Here is an 18,994-nt window from a genome sequence, read left to right as displayed (position 1 = left end):
GATGGATTGGTTCAAGACCGTAAAAGCCTCCCAGGTTCTGGATGAAGGTTCCGTGTCCACTGAGGCCGATGGGCTGCGGATTGCGCTCTGGGCAGTCGATGGCGAGATTTACGCCACTGGCAACATCTGCACCCATGCCTTCGCCTATCTGACCGATGGTCACGTCGAGAACGGCTGCATCGAGTGCCCGTTGCATCAAGGCCTGTTCGACATACGTTCGGGCAAGGCGCTTTGCGCACCGGTGACCAAGGACCTGGCCACCTATGCGGTAAAGCAGGAAGACGGTTACGTCTGGGTCGACGTGAACACTCCCGGTACCAAGCCCGACGCCACGCCAGCCGTCACCAGCGTCATTGGCTCGGATGACCGGACCATGGTCATCATTGGCGCAGGCCAGGCCGGCGCAGAAACCGCAATCGCGGCGCGCAAGCACGGCTTTGGCGGGCGGATTGTCATCGTCGGTGCGGAGGCGCATCCGCCCTATGAGAGGCCACCCCTGTCCAAGGGATTGCTCCTGGGCGAAACGACGCTTCAGGATGCCCATGTTTTCGAGACTGGTCAGGCCGAAGAGCTGCAACTCGATCTGAAGCTCGGCGCCACCGTCGTTTCAATCAAATCTGCCGAGAAGATGATCACTCTTCAAAACGGCGAAAGCCTTTCCTACGACATCTTGATCCTTGCGACCGGTGCTCGACCACGCGAACTCAAGTGCAGCGGCTCGGACACGACGCATATGCATTATCTGCGTGATTCGACCGATGCAGAACGGCTGGGTGCGGCTCTGCGCAAGGCAAAGAATGTTGCCATCATTGGTGGCGGATTCATCGGGCTGGAACTGGCCTCGGCGGCGCGCAAGCTCGGCGCGAAGGTCACCGTGATCGAGGCGCAGTCCCGCCTCATGACACGACTTCTCCCTGCTGAACCAGCTGATTACCTCGCCGATATCGCCCGTAAAAACGGAGTCGAGATCGAGCTGGAGGCCAACATTACTCACGTCAGTGACGAAGGCGTCGGTCTGAGCGACGGACGCATGATCGAGGCTGACTGTATCATCGCAGGCATTGGTGCGATCCCCAATGACGATCTGGCCGAGGCGGCCGGAATCAAGACGGCGGAACGTGGCGGTATCCTTGTCGATATGGCCAGCCGCACAAACCTTTCGGGTGTCTATGCGGTCGGCGATGTCGCCGTGCGTCAGGACCGTCCCGGTGGTCCTGCGCTTCGCATGGAAAGCTGGCAGAACGCCCGCCTCAGTGCCGATCGTGCCGGGCGTCATATCGCCAAGCTCAGCCCGGCAGCAGAAGATGCGCCATGGTTCTGGTCTGATCTGTTTGGCACCACAGTCCAGATCTTCGGTCAGGTCAGTGCCGATATGCCGGTGATCCGCCGTGACGGCGACAAGGCCCCTGTCTTCATGGCGCAGGACAAAATCGGCCGTGTCAATTGTGTGATCGACTTCGGCGACCCGTCTGCGCTTCGTGCGGCCAAGGCGCTGATGGCCAATGGACAGCCGCTTGCGACCGAGGGGTCGGTTGCAAGCGATAACGAGGAAGATGACATGAAACACCAACCTATCGAAAGCCGGTTCGTCTGGCCAACCGAGGGCCTCGTCCGCGTGCCCGACTGGGTCTACACCAACAAGGAAATCTACGACCGCGAAGTCGAACGGATTTTCCATGGAAAAACCTGGAATTACGTCGGGCTCGACTGCGAAGTGATGAACTCCGGTGATTTCATTCGCTCATATGTCGGCCCCACGCCGGTGGTTGTGTCGCGCGACGAGGACGGCGAGGTGCATGTCTTCGAAAATCGCTGCTCGCACCGCGCTGCCGAATTTTGCCGGGAGCTTCGAGGCAATGCCACCGAATTCGTTTGTCCCTATCACGAGTGGAGCTACGACCTTAAAGGCAACCTCGCCGGCGTGCCCTTCCGGCGTGGCGCCAACGGCGCAGGCGGAATGCCCGCCGATTTCAATCCCGCCGATCACGGGCTCCGCAAGCTGAACGTCGCGCGGCGAGGGGGCGTCATCTTCGCTTCCTATTCGAACGACGTGGAGAGCATCGAAGACTATCTCGGCGAGGACATGCTGAAGGACTACGATGCCGTTTTTTCGGGACGGAAACTCAAGCTCCTGGGCCACTACCGCCACACCATCATGGGCAACTGGAAGCTTTATCCCGAAAATCTCAAGGATCCTTATCACGCCACGTTGCTGCACACCTTTCTGGTCACCTTCGGACTGCTTGTAGCGGGTAACAAGTCTGCGATGATTTGCGATCCCAAGGGACGCCATTCGACCATGGCTTCAGCGAAAAGCGACAACGTTGTCTCCGATGAGAACAAGAAGGAAATGCGTGCCTATCGCGACGGTATGACTCTCGCCGATACACGCCTGATGGATTATGTCCCGGAATTCGACAGTCCCTGGTCCGTGACCATGCAGGTGGTCTGGCCCAACCTGATCGTTCAGCGCGAGATGAACACGCTCGGCGTTCGCCAGATTGTACCAAACGGCCCGGACGAGTTCACGATGATCTGGACGATGTTCGGTTATGAGGACGACGACGATGAGATGACCCGCCACCGTCTGCGCCAGGGCAATCTGATGGGCCCGGCCGGCTTTCTCGGGATAGAGGACAACGAAGCGATCAAGTTCGTGCAGGACGGGATGCTCAATTCGACACCTTCGCAACACATGGTGGAGCTTGATCCCGACGTGCCTGCCGGGACATCTGAAACGCTGATTTCCGAGGCGGCCATCCGTGCTCTCTATCAGCATTGGCGTGAGGAGATGGGCCTATGACCCGGGAACTGAGACCGACGCTCGACAAGGGGCTGAAGGATGTGAAAGGCGCGCTCATCCGTGCAGCCGATCCCGCGTTCCGCGAAGCGAAACACGCAGTAGAAGCTTTCAACTCGATCTATTGCGCGGTACTCGACGATGGCGATCTCGAGGATTGGCCGGAGTTCTTTACCGAAGATGGCTTCTACAACATCGTCAGCCGCGAAAATTACGATTACGGATTGCCGGTGGGCCTGGTGTATTGCGAAGGCAAGAACATGATGAAGGACCGGGCGATGGCGATCGCCAAGACCTCGATGTTTGGCCCGCGCTACCTGCGTCATTACATGACCAACACCCGCATCATCGAAATTGGCGAGGACGGGACGATCAAGGCCGAGGCCAATTATATCTTGATCGAGGTTCTGGCTGAATGGCCCGAGGGTCGACTGCATCAGGCAGGGCGGATGCAGGATGTCTTTGAACCGCAGGAAGATGGCAGATTGCTGCTGAAATCAAGGGTCGCGATTTACGATACGCTTCTGGTGCATAACGCACTGGTGTTGCCGGTCTGATAGGCGAAGACCAGATAGAACAAAGAGCCCGGACGTGAATGTGTCCGGGCTCTTTTTATATTGGATGCTCAGTTCCTGCCAAAAAGCGACTTCAATTTGCTGCCAACGACCGCGCGGATCATTGCAAAGGCGCTGATCCCCTTGCTCTCGCGGACTTCGCCGCCAGACAGAACGGAATCACAGTTGGCGACGAACTCGCCCAGGATGTAGTCGACGAAACCGTTGACCAGTTCAGGCCTGTTGAACTGGCCCAGCATCCCCTGGATTCGAAAACGGAAGCTCACATCCACGATCGAGGCTTGCGGTCCCTGAGAGGCGGGCCGAATTGTATAGCTGAGTTCGCCCTCGACAGCTGACTGACCGCCACGGTCCTTGCCGCGCCCAGTCACCCTGCCGGTTTGGCTCTCATCATTGGTATCGTAGGTACCTTCGCCCTCGAATTTTGCAGCGATAGGGCCAAAGGCGACGCTGACGTGTCCGGCAAATGTGCTGTCATCGTATTTCGAAAGGCTCGCGCCCGGCAAGCAGGCAGCAACAGCGCCGAGATCGGAAAAATGTTTCCAGACAGCCATGGGTGAATGCACCAGGGTGACCTCGCGCTTGACGACAGACCAGCCATCCTCGACAGTCACTGTGCCAGAAGAGACGGCCGCCGTAACAGGCTTGTCGGTGATGGCTGCATCAAAGGGGGTGAAGCCCGTAGTCTCCGGGCGAGGGCTGCGCGCAGCCCCGGTTGACGCAATTCCGAGCGCCTTGCGCTCTTCGATCACCTGCGCGATGGCAGCCACGATCCCGACATAGCCCGTGCAACGGCACAGATTGCCCGATAGCTCGTGGCGAATGCGCGACTCGTCCGGCTCTTCCAGGCGTTCAACGAGATCGCGCGCCGTCGCCAGCATTCCGGGTGTGCAGAAGCCGCACTGAAGTGCATGGTTGGTCCTGAAGGCATCACGAAGCCGGTCCATCAGGTCGTCGCCCTCATAGCCCTCGAGGGTTTCGACCGTGGCGCCCTCGCACGATGCCGCGAACATCAGGCAGGATCGTGTCGGTTTGCCGTCCACCATCACGGTACAGGCGCCGCAGACACCCTGTTCACAGCCCAGATGGGTCGCTGTGAGATCGAGATGATCCCGCAGGATGTCGGCAAGCTGTGTACGGGGCGCCACGGTCACGGTCTCGCTTCGACCATTCACGGTAAGGGTCACGGTCTGCGCGGCGATGGGGGAGGCGACAGGAGCGTTCATGGGATGACCTTTGCGATGGCCCGCGAGAGCGCGGTCTTCAGGAGTTGGCGCTTGACCCGGTCCGCACCGGGCAGATGGGCGGCGAGTGCCGCATCGATGTCCTCCAGTGCGGGGCGCTTCGCGGTGCTGGCGATCGCGCGCGCGATGTCATTGAGCAGGATCGGTGGACCCTCCGTCGCGCCGACCACCACCCGTGCGTATTTTCGCCCGGGATGGATCACCACTGCACCGATTGCATCGGCGAACTCGCCGACCTTGCGGCAGATCTTTTCATAGGCCCAATGCGCTTCGCTCATGGCTGCGGGGATTTCCACACTGGTGATAATCTCGCCTGGCTGCAGTTTCGTGCGATAGGCTCCCTGCATGAAGCCCGCCATGGGTTCCCGGCGTGGTTTGCTGCCCGCCTTGGAGATCACCAATACCGCATCAATCGCGGTCATCGCCGTGACCCAATCGGCAGCAGGATCGGCATGAGCGAGAGATCCACCGATCGTGCCCTTGTTGCGCACTGCACGATAAGCGATGTTGCGCGCGACGTGGCGCAACATCAGCGGCAGCTCGATATCGCTGTCGCCATCTTCGATTCGCGCATGGGTCACTCCTGCGCCAATGATGATGGTGTCGCCGTCCCTGCGGATGAACCGCAACTCGTCAAGATGCGTTAGCCCCACCAGCGCAGAAGGCCGCGCCAGCCGCAGGTTCATCATCGGGCCAAGCGACTGGCCGCCTGCGATCACCTTTGAGTTATGGGCTCCGAGCGCCTTGGAGGCAGCGGCAAGTGTCCCGGGCAGATTATGGGTGAAAGGTGCTGGCTTCATTTCGAGGCCTCCATTCCGCTTGCGTCCTGAGCGTTGAAGATCGCCTCGAGGATGCGGTGCGGCGTCGCGGGAATGCGCGTCAGTTCGGCCCCGAGCGGCGAAAGTGCATCGTTGATCGCGTTCACAATGGCGCCGCTGGGCGCAATGGCTGCGCCTTCGCCCACACCCTTGATGCCGTGACGGGTATGGGGCGAAAGAGTTTCGGAGTGGCCAAGGCGAAACGACGGAAGTTCGGCCGGGCCAGGCAGGATATAGTCGGCCAGTGTTGATGTCAGCGGCTGTCCGGCGGCATCATAGATCACCTCCTCGAACAGGGCCGTGCCGATACCCTGCGCGGCACCGCCGTAGGATTGTCCATCCAGAATCAGCGGGTTCACACGACGCCCGCAATCCTCGAAGATAACATAGTCCTTGATGTCGACCTTGCCTGTGGCGATGTCGACTTCGACCACGGCGGCGTGGGTTGCGTAGGTAAACACACCAGTGTCGATGTCGGGCTTGTAGCCCTCGGTTACCTCGAGGCCCATTGTGTTCACATTGTCGGCCAGCATGTCGGGCCGCAAATACCAGGCCTGTGCAATCCGCTTCAAACTCACCGAGGCTGCACCGCAGAACACCGCGCCTTCCTTCAGTTCGGTTTCCTCAGGCTTGCATTGCAAAAGGTGCGATCCGATCGCGCGGATTCGGCGGGAAAGCTCTTCCGCGGCCTTGGAGACCGCTCCGCCCGCCATCACCATTCCGCGCGAAGCATAGGCCCCGGTGGAATAGGGCGTCGTCCCGGTGTCGCCCATCGTCACCTTGATCTGACTGATGTCCACCGTCAGCCATTCGCTGGCAACCTGGGCGAGGGTGGTTTCCAGCCCCTGGCCGAAGGAGTGATTGCCCGACCTGACCTCCACCGACCCGGTCGGTGCGAGCTTTACCATTGCCTGCTCATAGCCCGGAACCAGTGCCAGTCCCCAGGAAGCAAAGACCTTGGTGCCGTGTGCCGACTGTTCGGTAAAGGACGAGTATCCAATCCCCAGATAACGGCCTTCCCTTGCCGCCGCCTCCTTGCGTTTGCGGAAGCCGGCCGCGTCGATCATTGCAGCAGCCTGACGTGCGGCCTCGGGGTAGTCGCCGGTATCGTAGTATTTGCCGGTGATGTTGGTGTAGGGCATGGCGCTGCCCTGGACGAGGTTGATTTCGCGCACCTCGAGAGGGTCGCGGCCGACAGCGCGGGCGATGGCGTCAATTGTCAGTTCCATGGCGAAACAGACCCCCGGTCGCGCGACTCCGCGATAAGGAGTGAATCCGGGCTTGTTGGTTGCAACCGAGTAGGTGCGGCAGGAATAGGCGCCGATATCATAGGGGCCGGGCAGATTGCCCCCGGCCTGTGCCGCCTCGAGACAGGCGGTAAAGGGCCAGACCGAATAGGCGCCGATATCGACCCAAATGTCTGCGTCCAGTCCGAGCAATCTGCCAGTGTCATCGGCATAGGCGGTGATCTTGTATTTGTGCTCTCGGGTGTTGGCACCCGCAGTCAGGTGCTCGCGCCGGTCCTCGGTCCAGCGAATAGGGCGTCCGGTAGACCGGGCGAGCCATGACACGACCAGCTCTTCGGGCTGAAGCACGCATTTGTAGCCAAAACCGCCGCCCACATCGGGCGCGATAACCCGCACATCGCCCTGATCAAGCTGCAGGCATTGGGCGATGCCGGTCCGGATAAGGTGCGGGACCTGGGTCGAGGTGTAGACCACCAGCTGTTCGGTCTTGCCGTCCCAAAAGGCCAGCGTACCCTTGCCTTCCATCGGCACCATGCACTGGCGTGCGGTCGCGTATTCGCGCTCGATCACCACTGTTGCTTTTGCGCGGGCATCCGACAGGTCGCTGTCAAAGGTGGTGCTGAGAAACAGGTTGTCGGACCATTCTTCATGCAGTCGCGCGGCATCCGGCGCCAGCGCCGATTCCACGTCGACATGCACGGGCAGCGGTTCAAGGTCGACAGTCACCGCTTCGGCGAGATCTTCCGCCTCAGCACGCGTAGGAGCGATGCAGACAGCGATGCATTCACCGACAAAACGAACCTTGTTCCGGGCGAGCGCCGGGTGGTCGGAAATCTTGTAGCTGGGCAGGCTTGATTCTGCCCGGATTGGCAGCAGGTCAGTCAGGTCGTCGATCGTGAAGACACGCCCTTCAGCCCCTGCCGGCTTGGTGATGGAGCGAATTCGCGCATGGGCAAGGGGGCTGCGAACGAATGCGGCCTCCCAGCTGCCGTGCATCTTGATATCGCCTACAAACTGGGCTGCACCGCGCAAGTGCCGACTGTCTTCCTTACGGGGAATGCGTGCGCCGATGCCGGTGTTCATCTTTCAGCCCTCTTGTGTCAGGAGATGTGAGGGGGCGTTTTCGGACCGCTCCCGAAACTTGATATTTCTCAATAGGGGGTATACTTCGTATCTTGGGATCTGGCAACACGCACAGTGCAGCTCAGGGATGAATGAACTTTTGGGATGGGAGGTCGATATCATGGCTGAACCGATTGATCACACGGCTGAACCAGCTTTGCTGCGTACGGGAATGGAGGGCGATGACAAGCGGCTTGATGACCTCTGGAACCGCCCGGGCTATCTGGTGCGGCGTTTGCACCAGATCCACGTAGGTCTGTTTGCCGAGGAGTTCGCCAACAGTGGACTGACTCCCGTTCAATACGCAATGCTCTCGGTACTCGCTGCACACACCGCAATGGATCAGTTGTCATTGTCCAAGGCGGTCGGCGTCGACCGCACCAGTGGCGCCGACGTGATCAAGCGGTTGGCCCGGCAGGATTTGGTGATGCGCACGGCATCGCCGGATGACCGGCGCATGAAACTGGTCGCGATTACTCCTGCAGGCGCAACGCTGGTGCGCGAAATGCGCCCGGCCATGGAGGCGGCGCAGGACCGCATGATGGCCCCGCTCAAGCCTGAAGAGCGCAGGTTTTTCATGGATGCGCTGTGCCGGATGATCGAGGCGAACAATTCGGCTAGTCGAGCTCCGATGACCTGATCTGCCCGCCTCCCTGCGTGCTGACTTTACGGGGCTGAAACCTGCTTTTCAGTGCTGGTAGGGCCGCAATTATACGGCATAAACCGTGTTATATCAATAATTTGTCGATTAATTAAAATCCTGATTAAAAAAACTTTGCCCTCGAGGAAAGAGGGGTATACTGTATAAAAAAAATTAGGGGAACGGAACCGGCATGATACCCATATGGCAGATGACGGACTGCGCGCTCAGCGTGAGGCCTCGGGGCAATGATCGCCCGCTTGGCAGGGGGCTGATTTCGTGACGCTCTTCCTGCAATTTTTTCTCACCGGTATTGTGACCGGATCGTTTCTCATACTGGCGACCATAGGGTTCTCATTCACCCGCCGTGTCGAGGGCTTTCTCAACATCGCCCATGCCGAGTTGCTCGGCGTTTCTGCTTTTACCGTATGGGGACTGAACAATCTTCTCGGGTGGCATATCGTGCCTGCCGCAGTTGTAGGCATCGTCTTCACCGCCCTTGTGGGTCTTGCCATCGGCCGCATTGTCTACGATCCCATTCGCAAGCTGGGGCCATCGGTCCTGCTCATCACCTCTGTCGGTGTCGCCTATGCGATCGGCGGGACAGTGGATGCGCTGGTCGGCACGGGTATTCGAACGCTCGATATCCCGCTCGCCACCAGCTACCGTTTCTGGGGGCTTCGGATCACCGATTACCAGATGCTGGTCGTGGCTTTTGCCGCTGTCGCCACCGGATCACTGGCTCTGTTCCTGAACAAGACATCCATGGGGCTTGCCATCCGGGCAATCTCTGCCAATCCCGAACTGGCGGCTTCGCGCGGGATTGACGTGAAATCCACTTCGCGGATCACCTGGATGATTTCGTCCGGTCTGGCCGGGCTCTCCGGCACAATGCTGGCCATCGTGGCGACGCTGTCGACGGATATCGCATTCCACCAAATCCTTCAGATCCTTGCAGTGGCGATTCTTGCCGGGCTTGGGTCGCTTTACGCCGTGATTGCTGCAGGTCTGATCGTAGGTGTAGCGATGGATCTATCGGTGTTCTGGATACCTGCCGGCTATCGGCCGTTGATCGCCTTTGCAGTGGTGATCCTCGTGTTGCTGTTCCGTCCCGAAGGACTAGCAGGAAAGAAATCCCGATGACCCTCTATTCTCTTATCCTGACGACACTCACCTTTGGCGCGATGTTCTCGGTCCTGACCTTGTCGCTGAACCTTCAATATGCACGCGGCGGCATGATCAATTTTGGAACCGTCGCCTATTTCGCGGCCGGAGCCTATGCCTACGCCATCTTCACGCAAGAGCCGCCAAGCGGTCTTGATCAATATGCCTTCGGCTTTGGATTGCCTTGGTATCTGGGCTTTCTCGCAGCGGGTGTCGCGTCGCTTCTCTTCGCTCTGGTTACAGGGTGGCCGACGCTGCGGCTGAGGGGCGAGTATCTGGCGCTGACGACTTTCGCCTTTGCCGAAGTCTTGCATTCCTTCCTCCTGAATGAGCGTCGGATCGGCAACGGAAGTGTCGGCCTGTCCAACGTCGAACGTCCTGATCCCACATTGATCGGACTCAACGACATGCTGACCTATGCAATGGCGGCTGTGGCGTTGATGCTGGTGACGGCATTCTTCTTTCACCGGCTGCTGAAATCGCCGTTCGGTCGCACTGTTGATGCCATCCATGACGATGAAATCGCGGCGCAAGCCATTGGCAAGGACGGTGCTCGGATCCGGCTGCAGGTCTTCGTGATCTCGGCGATCCCGATCGGGTTCGCCGGTGCGCTCTACGCCATGACCACGACCCTTGTGTCGCCGGCGCTGTTCACGGCCGAGATTACGTTCTTTGTCTGGATCGCACTTGCGCTCGGCGGGGAGAAGACGATCCTGGGCGCCATACTCGGCACACTCGCTCTTGTGTTCTTCCAGGAGGCGGTCGGCTCCATTCCGTTCGAATCCGTGCGTGCCGCGCAGATCGCGGCATCGGTCGAAGAGGTCGTAACCGGCATCCTGTTCATCATCGTGTTGCGCTGGCAGCCTTGGGAAAAACTGTCGCGGAGGGCGAAGGCATGACCGACACAATCCTGAGCGTAGAAAAGGTCGTCAAGCAATTCAGTGGACTGCGTGCTGTCGGTGGCGCCGAGGGCTTGAGTTTTTCGGTCCAACGTGGCGATTTCCTCGGATTGATCGGGCCGAACGGGGCGGGAAAATCCACAACGTTCAATCTGATTTCCGGTGTCTTGGCGCCGACCGAGGGCAAAGTCCTGTTGAACGGAACCGATCTGTCGGGGCGCCGGGCGCAGGATATTGCGGGCATGGGACTGGGGCGTACATTCCAGACACCGCGTGCGTTTCCATCCCTCAGTGTCCTGGACAATATCATGGTGGGTGCACACAACCCGCATGAGGGCCCAATCGCTGCACTTCTTGGCCGTTGGCGCAGTGGGGACGCGGAATTGCGCGAAAGCGCCGAAGCTTCGCTTGAACGGGTCGGACTGATCGATCGACGCCATGATCTGGTTGCCAATCTTTCGGGTGGTGAACTGCGAATGCTGGAGGTCGCACGGCAATTGAATCGGGCCCCGCGCATTCTGCTGCTCGATGAGCCGACAGCGGGCGTCGACCCTGTGCTGCAGGTCAAGCTCGCCAGCTTGCTTCGCGATTTGCACCAAGCGGGAACGACCGTGATCGTGGTTGAGCACAACCTGACATTTCTGTTCGATCTGGCAGACCGCATTGTCGTGCTTCAAAACGGCGGACTTCTGGCGGAAGGCGAGCCCGAGGCGGTCCGCCGTGATCCTGTAGTTATTTCAGCCTATCTGGGGACAGAACATGAAGCTTGAAGTCAAAGCGGTTCACAGCGGCTACGGCAAGGTCACCATTCTGCACGGAATTGATTTTTGTGCTGAGTCGGGTGAAATCACCTGTGTGCTTGGGGCCAACGGGGCCGGTAAAAGCACGCTGATGAAGACAATTGCGGGGCGTCTTCCAGTAAGCAGTGGCGAAATCGCTATCGATGGCAAGGCCATCACCGGCTCCACCGCGCTTGAGGTCACCCGGGCGGGCATCGCCTATGTCCCGCAGGAAGGCAACACATTCGCCGAATTGACTGTGCGCGACAATCTTTTGGCTTCGGCGCTGAATTTTACCGGTACCGGCCCGCGGATTGAAGATACCTATGATCGGTTTCCGATCCTGAAGGATCGGGCAAATCAGCAGGCCTCGACATTGTCCGGCGGCGAGCGCCAGACATTGGCCATTGCGAATGCTCTGATTGGTGCACCGAAGTTTCTAATCCTCGACGAACCGACAGCCGGACTGGCCCCGATCTTCGTGGACCGGATCGTCGACTGGGTATGCGAACTGTCCCGCAAGGGCATGAGCGTTATCTGGGTCGTGGAACAGAACCCTGAAAAAATACTGAACATATCGCGGACCACCTGGATGATTGATGCCGGGCGCAACCGTGAAACCCTGCCGAGCGCCGACCTGCTGCAACCGGGTCGTCTCGAAGAGATGCTTCTGTAGGGGGCCGACCGGGCAAAGCCCGTCCAACATAAACAAGGAGAACAGCCATATGAAACTTTTGAAGAATAGACTTTGCGGCATGACCGCACTCGTCGCAGTCGCTGCTGCAGCTATGCCATCTGTCGCGGCAGCCGACGCCACCATCGGCATCCTCGTGCCTCTGACCGGTGAACTGGGCGAATTCGGCGAAATCGTCGCGGATGCGATCAAGCTGGGCGTCACCGAAATCAATGAAGCCGGCGGCACATCTTGCGGGATGTTGCGTACGGTGATCGCTGATACTGGCGGCAGCCCGGAACACGCGATCCGCGAAGCCACCAACATGATCGACAGCGAAGGGGCTGTTGCCATCCTCGGACCGACGTCCGGCGAAATGGTTGCTCTGGTCGATCTGGCAAAGCGCAAGAAGACTGTCGTGATGTCGCCCTATGCCGGAACCATCACGCTGAATGATATCGGCGGAGATTATGTCTATCGCACGGTGTCTTCGGACCTTGGTGATGGTGCTGCTTCGGGCCTGTGGCTGACCGACCGCGGTTACAAGTCGGTGGCGTTTCTTGTCCAGAACGAGGAATCCACCATCTCGCCGGCACAGGTTGCGCGCGAGACACTGGCCGGTGCAGGAATCGAGCTGACCGACTATGTCGTCTATAATCCGGGCCAGCCGTCCTATCAGGCAGAGCTGATTTCAGTCCTGTCCCACAATCCCGATGCGATCTATCTGGCGGGTGGTCAGGAATCGGGCATCACCGTCCTCAAGGAAGCCGCTGTCGGTGGATTTGAGGGTGAATGGCTGCTCACGGCAGACCTCGCCGTGCCTGAGGTCTTTGAAGCGATCGACCCGCGAATTCTCAATGGCAAGGCGTTTGTCGAACTGGCCGAGCCGGATAACTCGCTGCCTGCATACAAGGCCTTTGCAGAACGCATGAAGGCATCGAGCGGCAAGGCACCAGGACCCTTCGCTGCGAACTCCTATGACATGGTCATGCTGGCCGCCCTTTCTCTGGAGGCATCCGAAGGATGCACCGGCGAGGCGCTCAATTCCGTCATTCGGGATGTGAGTGAAGGCGGTACGCCGGTTGCATCCTTTGCCGAGGCAAAGGAAATGCTGGCGGCAGGCACCGACATCGATTTCGAAGGCGCTTCCGGGCCGCTGACGATGGACAAGAGTGGTACGCCTGCAGGGTCTTACCAGATCCTGCGCGCCGAAGACGGCGCCTGGGTGGCGGAAAAATTCTATCCCGCTTCAGATTTCAAATAGAACCTGACTGGGCCGCCGTTTTCGGCGGCCTGTCAACGGTGGAGCAAAACCCGACCAATGGGTGGCGTAAAACCAGGCCACGGTATTCGCACGCATGAGACTGCCTTGAGGGCGTAGCCCAAGCGGGGGCCTCATGCGTGCGTGGCATTTTTACTGGGGTTTCAGCCGGCCTTGTCAACCTGCTTTGGTTTCCAGACAGCAGGATTGAAAACCCGCGTGTGGGTGGTTCAATCTGCCTTCGGGCGCCATTTTTCTCTCAGAGAAACCAATGCTTGGTGCTGTTTAACCGCTTGAATCGCGCTTCAACGCGTGACTATTTCCAAAACCCGCACGGCGCATGGACCGGGCCCGATACTCCGAGTTCAGGACACTCTCCGGGGCGCCGGTTATTCGGTTTCCGCTATGCCACCGAGAAACACGCGAATGGCGAGTTCCAGCCGGCTCTCGGACGCTTCCTGTCGCCGGCGAGCCGGCTGAGCGATCACGAGGTTTTCGAGCACGCTCTCATGCGCCATGTCGGCCAACAGACGTGCGGCGGCTTCTGTGTCGCTGATACGGATCTCGCCACGGCCAACAGAGCGGTCAAGCTCCACGCGAATCATGGCGTAGAGCGCATAAGGTCCTTCCCGTAGAAATTCATGCACGAGATCCGGCTGCCTCTCGCCCTCCGCGATGACAGCACGGAGAATTGCCAGCGGCAGGAGATCGGCGAGTTCTTTGCCGGTCGGCGACAACAACAGGCGCAGGCGCTGCCCGAGTGGTTGATCGAGTTCAGCATTGGTCAGTGGCCGGGTGAACATGTTGTGCATGCGCCGGATGATAGACGCGAAGAGTGCGGTACGGCTCTCGAACACCTCGTAAAGCGTGCGCTTTGACATGCCGGCCTCGTGCGCAATCGCCGCCATCGAAGCGCCTGCGAGCCCTTGGGCCACGATGACCCTTTCGGCTGCGTCGATTATCATTGCTTCACGTTCCGACGAATCGAGCTGGCGCGGCCTACCGGGGCCACGGTTGGAATTGCGGCACTTTGGCAACAAGTCAAATCTCCCGGGTTCGCAGTCACACTTTCGTGCTTGCTGTTGCGCTTGCTTCCTACGAAAAAAAAAATATAAAACCGCCTAGTTTCCATATTACCCGCTGCGGTCGTCTTCGCCAAGCGGGTACTCCATTATTAACGGAGTTATTTGATGAGGTTAGCGCCTTTCTCCCTCGTTTCATTCCTGCTCTTGGCTTTGATGGCGTCCGCCGCCTCGGCGCAGCAGCAGGAGCGTCCGCCCACACCTGTCACTGTCGTCACGGTGCAGGCGCAGACCGTTACTGTCACTTCCACACTTCCGGGACGCGTTGTCGCTTCCGGTGTTGCGGAAGTACGGCCGCAGGTAAACGGCATCATCGTCGATCGGCTTTTTGAAGAAGGTTCGGCAGTGAAGGAGGGCGACGTCCTCTACCGGATTGATCCAGCCACCTACAAGGCGCAGGTCGTTGCGGCGCAGGCCGCGGTTAATCAGGCTCAGGTCAGTCTCGATTCGGCCAATCGCGACCTCAAGCGCATGGAAACCCTGCGCAAGAGCAATGTTACGAGTGAGCAGGCGCTTGATACGTCCCTTACCACCCGGGACACAGCCGATGCCGGCTTGCAGGTCGCCAAGGCGCAACTGCTTTCAGCGAATATCGACCTGGATCGAACCACAATTCGTGCCCAGATCTCGGGCGCCATTGGCCTTTCGCTTACCACCCAGGGCGCGCTCGTCATTTCCGGACAGACCAGTCCGCTGGCAGTGATCCGCAAGCTCGACCCCGTCTATGTCGACGTTGCCCAATCAGCTGCAGACCTGATCCGCTGGAAGCGCAAGGGTCCCAAGGCAGCTGGCGCAAATATCGACACCAAGGTCGAGCTGACACTGGCTGACCGCACAGCCTACGACCAAACTGGTGAACTCACAGCAGCGGAACCGCATGTGGATGAATTGACCGGGGTCGTAACCCTGCGTCTGACATTCCCAAACCCCGACGAAATGCTGCTGCCTGGCATGTATGTTCAGGTCGAGATGCCGCAGGGCGTCATCAATGACGCAGTTCTCGTCCCGCAAGAGGGGGTCTCGCGCGACCGTCGCGGCAATCCGACAGCCATGGTTATCGGCGCTGACAATATTGTCGAGCAGCGTACTCTGACGATTGTCAGTGATCGCGGTTCTGACTGGATCGTGACGGAAGGCCTTGCGGCAGGCGACAAGGTCATCGTCGAAGGACTGCAGAAGATTGCGGTCGGCGCCCCCGTCGCGCCCGAAGAACGTGCCGAACAACCGGCCAAGAACTGAACTCGCGGAGACCGACATGGCACGTTTCTTTATCGACCGGCCGATCTTTGCATGGGTGATTTCGATCATCATCATGGGTGCGGGCGTTCTTTCCATCATGACCCTGCCGATATCGCAATATCCGCAGATCGCACCGCCGACGATCTCGATCTCGGCCAGCTATCCGGGTGCATCAGCACAAACCATTGCCAACACGGTGACCCAGGTCATCGAGCAGCGGCTGACCGGCCTCGACGGGCTCCGCTATTTCTCGTCGAGCTCGACCTCTGCCGGCACGGCCTCAATTACCTTGACGTTCGAAACAGGCATCGATCCGGACATTGCCCAGGTGCAGGTGCAGAACAAGATATCGCAAGCCACCTCGCTGCTGCCCGAAACAGTGCAGCGCCTGGGCGTGACTGTCCAGAAATCGTCTGCCAGCTTTCTCATGGTTATCGGACTCATCTCTGATGACGGCAAGCTCGACCAGACCGACCTTTCGGACTATCTCAACACCACCCTTGTCGATGAGTTCAGCCGTCTCGAGGGTGTTGGCGAAGTACAGGTGTTCGGTGCCAAATACGCCATGCGCATCTGGCTCGACCCGGTCAAGCTTGCCGCCTATGGCCTCACACCCAGTAATGTGGTGGCCGCCGTATCGACTGAAAATGCGCAAATCTCGGCAGGCGCATTTGGAACTTTGCCGACGGTTGAAGGCCAGCAACTCAACGCCACGATCACCGCGCAATCGTTGCTGACGACACCCGAAGACTTTGAAGGAATCGTCATCCGCGCAGCAACCGATGGCGGTCTGGTGCTGCTCAAGGACGTGGCGCGTGTCGAAATAGGCGCGGAGAACTATTCGACCATCGCCCGCTACAACGGCAGTCCGTCAACCGGCATGGCCATCCGTCTTGCAGCTGGTGCAAACGCACTTTCAACCGCGGACCTGGTGAAATCCAAGATCGAGGAGGCCTCGGCCTTCTTCCCCGAAGGTGTCAGCTACGTCATTCCCTATGACACCACCCCCTTCGTCGAAATCTCGATCGAGGAAGTGGTCAAGACGCTGGTCGAAGCCATCGTGCTCGTCTTCTTTGTCATGCTGCTGTTCCTGCAGAATTTTCGCGCCACCCTCATTCCGACGCTTGCAGTGCCAGTGGTACTGCTCGGCACTTTCGGCATCCTGGCTGCAGCCGGGTTCTCCATCAACACGCTGACCATGCTGGCCATGGTGCTCGCCATCGGCCTTCTGGTGGATGACGCGATTGTCGTGGTGGAAAATGTCGAGCGCATCATGGAGGAAGAAGGGCTCAGTCCGGTTGAGGCCACGCGCAAATCGATGGGCCAGATCACCGGCGCCCTGATCGGCATTGCGCTGGTGCTGTCGGCCGTGTTCGTGCCGATGGCGTTTTTCGGCGGCTCGACCGGCGTTATTTACCAACAATTCTCGATCACCATCGTTTCGGCCATGGGGCTCTCCGTGCTTGTGGCGCTGACACTGACGCCTGCGCTCTGCGCTACGCTGTTGACCTCCAAGGCCGCAAACCACGCCAAACGAGGCCCGGCTGGCTGGTTCAACCGCATCTTTGACGGCATCAGCAGTGGTTACGGCAGCACCGTCGGCTGGATCATTCGTCGACCATTGCGCATCGGCGCCATCTATCTCGCGCTGGTTGGACTTATGGCCTGGAGTTTCGTCCAGACACCTACCGGCTTCCTGCCTGACGAAGACCAGGGGATTCTCCTGGCGCTTATCCAGGCGCCGACCGGCGCCACCGCCGAGCGCACCCAGAAAGTTCTTCAACAGGTTGAAAAACACTTCATGGAGAACGAGAAGGACACTGTCGACAGCATGTTCGGCGTCGTCGGGTTCTCTTTTGCCGGCCAGGGTCAGAACATGGGACTGGCCTTCATTCGCCTGAAGGACTGGTCGGAGCGGCAATTGCCCGGACAAAGCGCCCAGGCGATCGCTGGTCGCGCCTTCCCGGCCTTCATGGGCATCAAGGACGCCATGGTGTTTCCGATCGTTCCGCCGTCGGTTCCCGAACTCGGCATCATGAGCGGCTTCGACTTCTATCTCGAAGCCCGTGACGGCCAGTCGCATGACCAGTTGCTTGCCGCCCGCGGCCAGCTGCTGGGAATGGCCACGCAAAGTGGGCTTATCGGTTCGGTTCGACCCTCCGGTCTTGAAGATGCCGCCCAGTATCATCTCGACATCGACTGGCGTGCAGCCGGTGCGATGGGGGTCTCTGCCGCGGATGTAGCACAATTGCTGCAGGTCGCCTGGGCCGGCACCTATGTCAATGATTTCATCGACCGTGATCGCATCAAGCGCGTCTACGTACAGGGCGAAGCCGATGCCCGTGCGCTGCCATCCGATTTATCGAAATGGAAGGTGAGCAATTCCAGCGGCGGGCTCGTTCCTTTTGCCAACTTCGCAGAAGGCAGCTGGACTTTCGGTCCGCAGGGCATCAATCGCTACAATGCCGTCAGCGCCATGCAGATCCAGGGCTCACCGGCTCCGGGAGTCACCACCGGCGAAGCCATGGACGAAATCGAACGATTGGCCGAACAACTGCCGGGCTACGGCGTGTCATGGACAGGCCTGTCCTTGGAAGAGCGCCAGTCGGGCAACCAGGCGCCGTTGCTCTACGCGCTGTCGCTTGCAGCCGTATTTCTCTGCCTCGCAGCTCTTTATGAAAGCTGGTCGATCCCGATCGCCGTCATGCTTGTCATGCCGGTCGGTGTCCTCGGGGCGCTTTTGTGGACCCTGTTCGGGGGCTACCAGAACGGCGTGTTCTTCCAGGTGGGACTGCTCACCGTGGTCGGATTGACCGGCAAGAATGCCATCTTGATCGTGGAGTTCGCGCGTGAACGTTACGAGGCCGGAGAACCGTTATTCGATGCGGTCCGCGAGGCGGCGCGCCAGCGCTTCCGCCCGATCATCATGACCTCGATGGCCTTCTCGCTGGGTGTGTTGCCTCTGGTCATCAGCACGGGTGCGGGTTCCGGCGGCCGCAACGCCATCGGCACCAGCGTGCTCGGTGGAACGCTCACGGGGACTATTCTCGGCATCCTCTTTGTTCCGCTGTTCTTCGTTCTGGTCACCCGCCGCCGCAAGACAAAGCAGGAAGACATCACGACGCCCGCTGAAACCTGACTGCAAAATCGCCGAGCCGGTACGGCCCTGATCTCGCGATCCTGGGAGCAGTACCGGTTGCCAGCCATTGGTGTTGTGTCGGGTAACCAGCAGAAACTGCCGGCAAAATAGAAAAGGCCGGTCAATGACCGGCCTAGATGCCTCACCCTGCGCGTACATCCGGCGTCAGGGGAAGCGTTGGTCTTAATGTGGGGCCCCTTACGGATAATTCAAGGCCGTCGGTCTCGGGTTTGGTGAAAGCAGTGAGCGGCGGCCCACCAGTTTGCACTGTGATCGGGTGGGACAGGGTTCATTGCCGCAGCGCTGTAAGTA

Annotated in this window: 14 protein-coding genes; 10 read left to right on the top strand and 4 right to left on the bottom strand. The window is 59.4% G+C overall.

Annotated elements, in window-relative coordinates; translation table 11 throughout:
• Position 1 precedes the first annotated feature (1 nt).
• Together IMCC20628_RS24780 and IMCC20628_RS17425 are read left to right on the top strand one after the other, a co-directional pair.
• Complete coding sequence (locus tag IMCC20628_RS24780; protein WP_082128352.1) at positions 2-2,803, top strand: FAD-dependent oxidoreductase; 2,802 nt, start codon at positions 2-4, stop codon at positions 2,801-2,803.
• A complete protein-coding gene (locus tag IMCC20628_RS17425) occupies positions 2,800-3,357 on the top strand; it encodes an aromatic-ring-hydroxylating dioxygenase subunit beta (protein WP_082128198.1) in 558 nt (185 codons plus the stop codon). The genes IMCC20628_RS24780 and IMCC20628_RS17425 overlap by 4 nt, the downstream gene beginning before the upstream one ends.
• Before the next feature lie 68 nt (positions 3,358-3,425).
• Here the strand turns inward: IMCC20628_RS17425 and IMCC20628_RS17420 are convergent, their stop codons facing one another.
• From IMCC20628_RS17420 to IMCC20628_RS17410, 3 genes are read right to left on the bottom strand one after another with little or no spacing between them, the layout of a single operon-like run.
• Positions 3,426-4,601 carry a 2Fe-2S iron-sulfur cluster-binding protein gene (locus IMCC20628_RS17420; protein WP_047031276.1) on the bottom strand — a complete coding sequence of 392 codons (1,176 nt, stop codon included), beginning with the start codon at positions 4,599-4,601 and terminating at the stop codon, positions 3,426-3,428.
• Complete coding sequence (locus tag IMCC20628_RS17415) at positions 4,598-5,419, bottom strand: FAD binding domain-containing protein (protein ID WP_047031275.1); 822 nt, start codon at positions 5,417-5,419, stop codon at positions 4,598-4,600. The genes IMCC20628_RS17420 and IMCC20628_RS17415 overlap by 4 nt, the downstream gene beginning before the upstream one ends.
• The gene (locus tag IMCC20628_RS17410) at positions 5,416-7,767 is read right to left on the bottom strand and encodes a xanthine dehydrogenase family protein molybdopterin-binding subunit (protein WP_047031274.1); all 2,352 of its coding nucleotides are present in this window, start codon (positions 7,765-7,767) and stop codon (positions 5,416-5,418) included. The genes IMCC20628_RS17415 and IMCC20628_RS17410 overlap by 4 nt, the downstream gene beginning before the upstream one ends.
• A 160-nt stretch (positions 7,768-7,927) precedes the next feature.
• Between IMCC20628_RS17410 and IMCC20628_RS17405 the strand changes: the two genes are divergently transcribed.
• From IMCC20628_RS17405 to IMCC20628_RS17380, 6 genes are all read left to right on the top strand, one after another.
• On the top strand, positions 7,928-8,446 hold the full coding sequence (locus IMCC20628_RS17405) for a MarR family transcriptional regulator (RefSeq protein ID WP_197078327.1): 519 nt from the start codon (positions 7,928-7,930) through the stop codon (positions 8,444-8,446).
• 279 nt (positions 8,447-8,725) lie between these two features.
• Positions 8,726-9,589: a branched-chain amino acid ABC transporter permease gene (locus IMCC20628_RS17400; protein ID WP_047031273.1), complete on the top strand. Its 864-nt coding sequence runs from the start codon at positions 8,726-8,728 to the stop codon at positions 9,587-9,589.
• On the top strand, positions 9,586-10,509 hold the full coding sequence (locus tag IMCC20628_RS17395) for a branched-chain amino acid ABC transporter permease (RefSeq protein ID WP_047031272.1): 924 nt from the start codon (positions 9,586-9,588) through the stop codon (positions 10,507-10,509). Before IMCC20628_RS17400 ends, IMCC20628_RS17395 begins: the two co-directional genes overlap by 4 nt.
• Entirely contained in the window at positions 10,506-11,279 is a 774-nt protein-coding gene (locus IMCC20628_RS17390; protein WP_047031271.1) for an ABC transporter ATP-binding protein, read from the top strand. Before IMCC20628_RS17395 ends, IMCC20628_RS17390 begins: the two co-directional genes overlap by 4 nt.
• Positions 11,269-11,964 (top strand): ABC transporter ATP-binding protein, encoded by a 696-nt coding sequence (locus IMCC20628_RS17385; protein ID WP_047031270.1) that lies wholly within the window; start codon positions 11,269-11,271, stop codon positions 11,962-11,964. The genes IMCC20628_RS17390 and IMCC20628_RS17385 overlap by 11 nt, the downstream gene beginning before the upstream one ends.
• A 49-nt stretch (positions 11,965-12,013) precedes the next feature.
• Positions 12,014-13,225: an ABC transporter substrate-binding protein gene (locus tag IMCC20628_RS17380; protein ID WP_047031269.1), complete on the top strand. Its 1,212-nt coding sequence runs from the start codon at positions 12,014-12,016 to the stop codon at positions 13,223-13,225.
• Between the two features lie 386 nt (positions 13,226-13,611).
• Here the strand turns inward: IMCC20628_RS17380 and IMCC20628_RS17375 are convergent, their stop codons facing one another.
• A complete protein-coding gene (locus tag IMCC20628_RS17375) occupies positions 13,612-14,187 on the bottom strand; it encodes a TetR/AcrR family transcriptional regulator (protein ID WP_052766502.1) in 576 nt (191 codons plus the stop codon).
• Between the two features lie 225 nt (positions 14,188-14,412).
• On the opposite strand from IMCC20628_RS17375, the gene IMCC20628_RS17370 reads away from it, so the two are divergent.
• Both IMCC20628_RS17370 and IMCC20628_RS17365 read left to right on the top strand, forming a co-directional pair.
• Entirely contained in the window at positions 14,413-15,543 is a 1,131-nt protein-coding gene (locus IMCC20628_RS17370) for an efflux RND transporter periplasmic adaptor subunit (RefSeq protein ID WP_047031267.1), read from the top strand.
• A 16-nt stretch (positions 15,544-15,559) separates the two neighbouring features.
• Entirely contained in the window at positions 15,560-18,682 is a 3,123-nt protein-coding gene (locus IMCC20628_RS17365) for an efflux RND transporter permease subunit (RefSeq protein ID WP_047031266.1), read from the top strand.
• Positions 18,683-18,994: the final 312 nt, after the last annotated feature.

This window comes from Hoeflea sp. IMCC20628 (genome assembly GCF_001011155.1).
Taxonomy (GTDB): domain Bacteria; phylum Pseudomonadota; class Alphaproteobacteria; order Rhizobiales; family Rhizobiaceae; genus Hoeflea.
Note: the sequence above shows the minus strand (reverse complement) of the source record. Positions and strands in the feature narration are given on the sequence as shown.

Bases quoted from the DNA above. Each gene is read 5' to 3' on its own strand.
- IMCC20628_RS17365 (WP_047031266.1), top strand. From the start codon at position 15,560: ATGGCACGTTTCTTTATCGACCGGCCGATCTTTGCATGGGTGATTTCG.
- IMCC20628_RS17425 (WP_082128198.1), top strand. From the start codon at position 2,800: ATGACCCGGGAACTGAGACCGACGCTCGACAAGGGGCTGAAGGATGTG.
- IMCC20628_RS24780 (WP_082128352.1), top strand. From the start codon at position 2: ATGGATTGGTTCAAGACCGTAAAAGCCTCCCAGGTTCTGGATGAAGGT.
- IMCC20628_RS17390 (WP_047031271.1), top strand. From the start codon at position 10,506: ATGACCGACACAATCCTGAGCGTAGAAAAGGTCGTCAAGCAATTCAGT.
- IMCC20628_RS17375 (WP_052766502.1), bottom strand. From the start codon at position 14,187: ATGATAATCGACGCAGCCGAAAGGGTCATCGTGGCCCAAGGGCTCGCA.
- IMCC20628_RS17385 (WP_047031270.1), top strand. From the start codon at position 11,269: ATGAAGCTTGAAGTCAAAGCGGTTCACAGCGGCTACGGCAAGGTCACC.
- IMCC20628_RS17420 (WP_047031276.1), bottom strand. From the start codon at position 4,601: ATGAACGCTCCTGTCGCCTCCCCCATCGCCGCGCAGACCGTGACCCTT.
- IMCC20628_RS17370 (WP_047031267.1), top strand. From the start codon at position 14,413: ATGAGGTTAGCGCCTTTCTCCCTCGTTTCATTCCTGCTCTTGGCTTTG.
- IMCC20628_RS17395 (WP_047031272.1), top strand. From the start codon at position 9,586: ATGACCCTCTATTCTCTTATCCTGACGACACTCACCTTTGGCGCGATG.
- IMCC20628_RS17380 (WP_047031269.1), top strand. From the start codon at position 12,014: ATGAAACTTTTGAAGAATAGACTTTGCGGCATGACCGCACTCGTCGCA.
- IMCC20628_RS17410 (WP_047031274.1), bottom strand. From the start codon at position 7,767: ATGAACACCGGCATCGGCGCACGCATTCCCCGTAAGGAAGACAGTCGG.
- IMCC20628_RS17415 (WP_047031275.1), bottom strand. From the start codon at position 5,419: ATGAAGCCAGCACCTTTCACCCATAATCTGCCCGGGACACTTGCCGCT.
- IMCC20628_RS17405 (WP_197078327.1), top strand. From the start codon at position 7,928: ATGGCTGAACCGATTGATCACACGGCTGAACCAGCTTTGCTGCGTACG.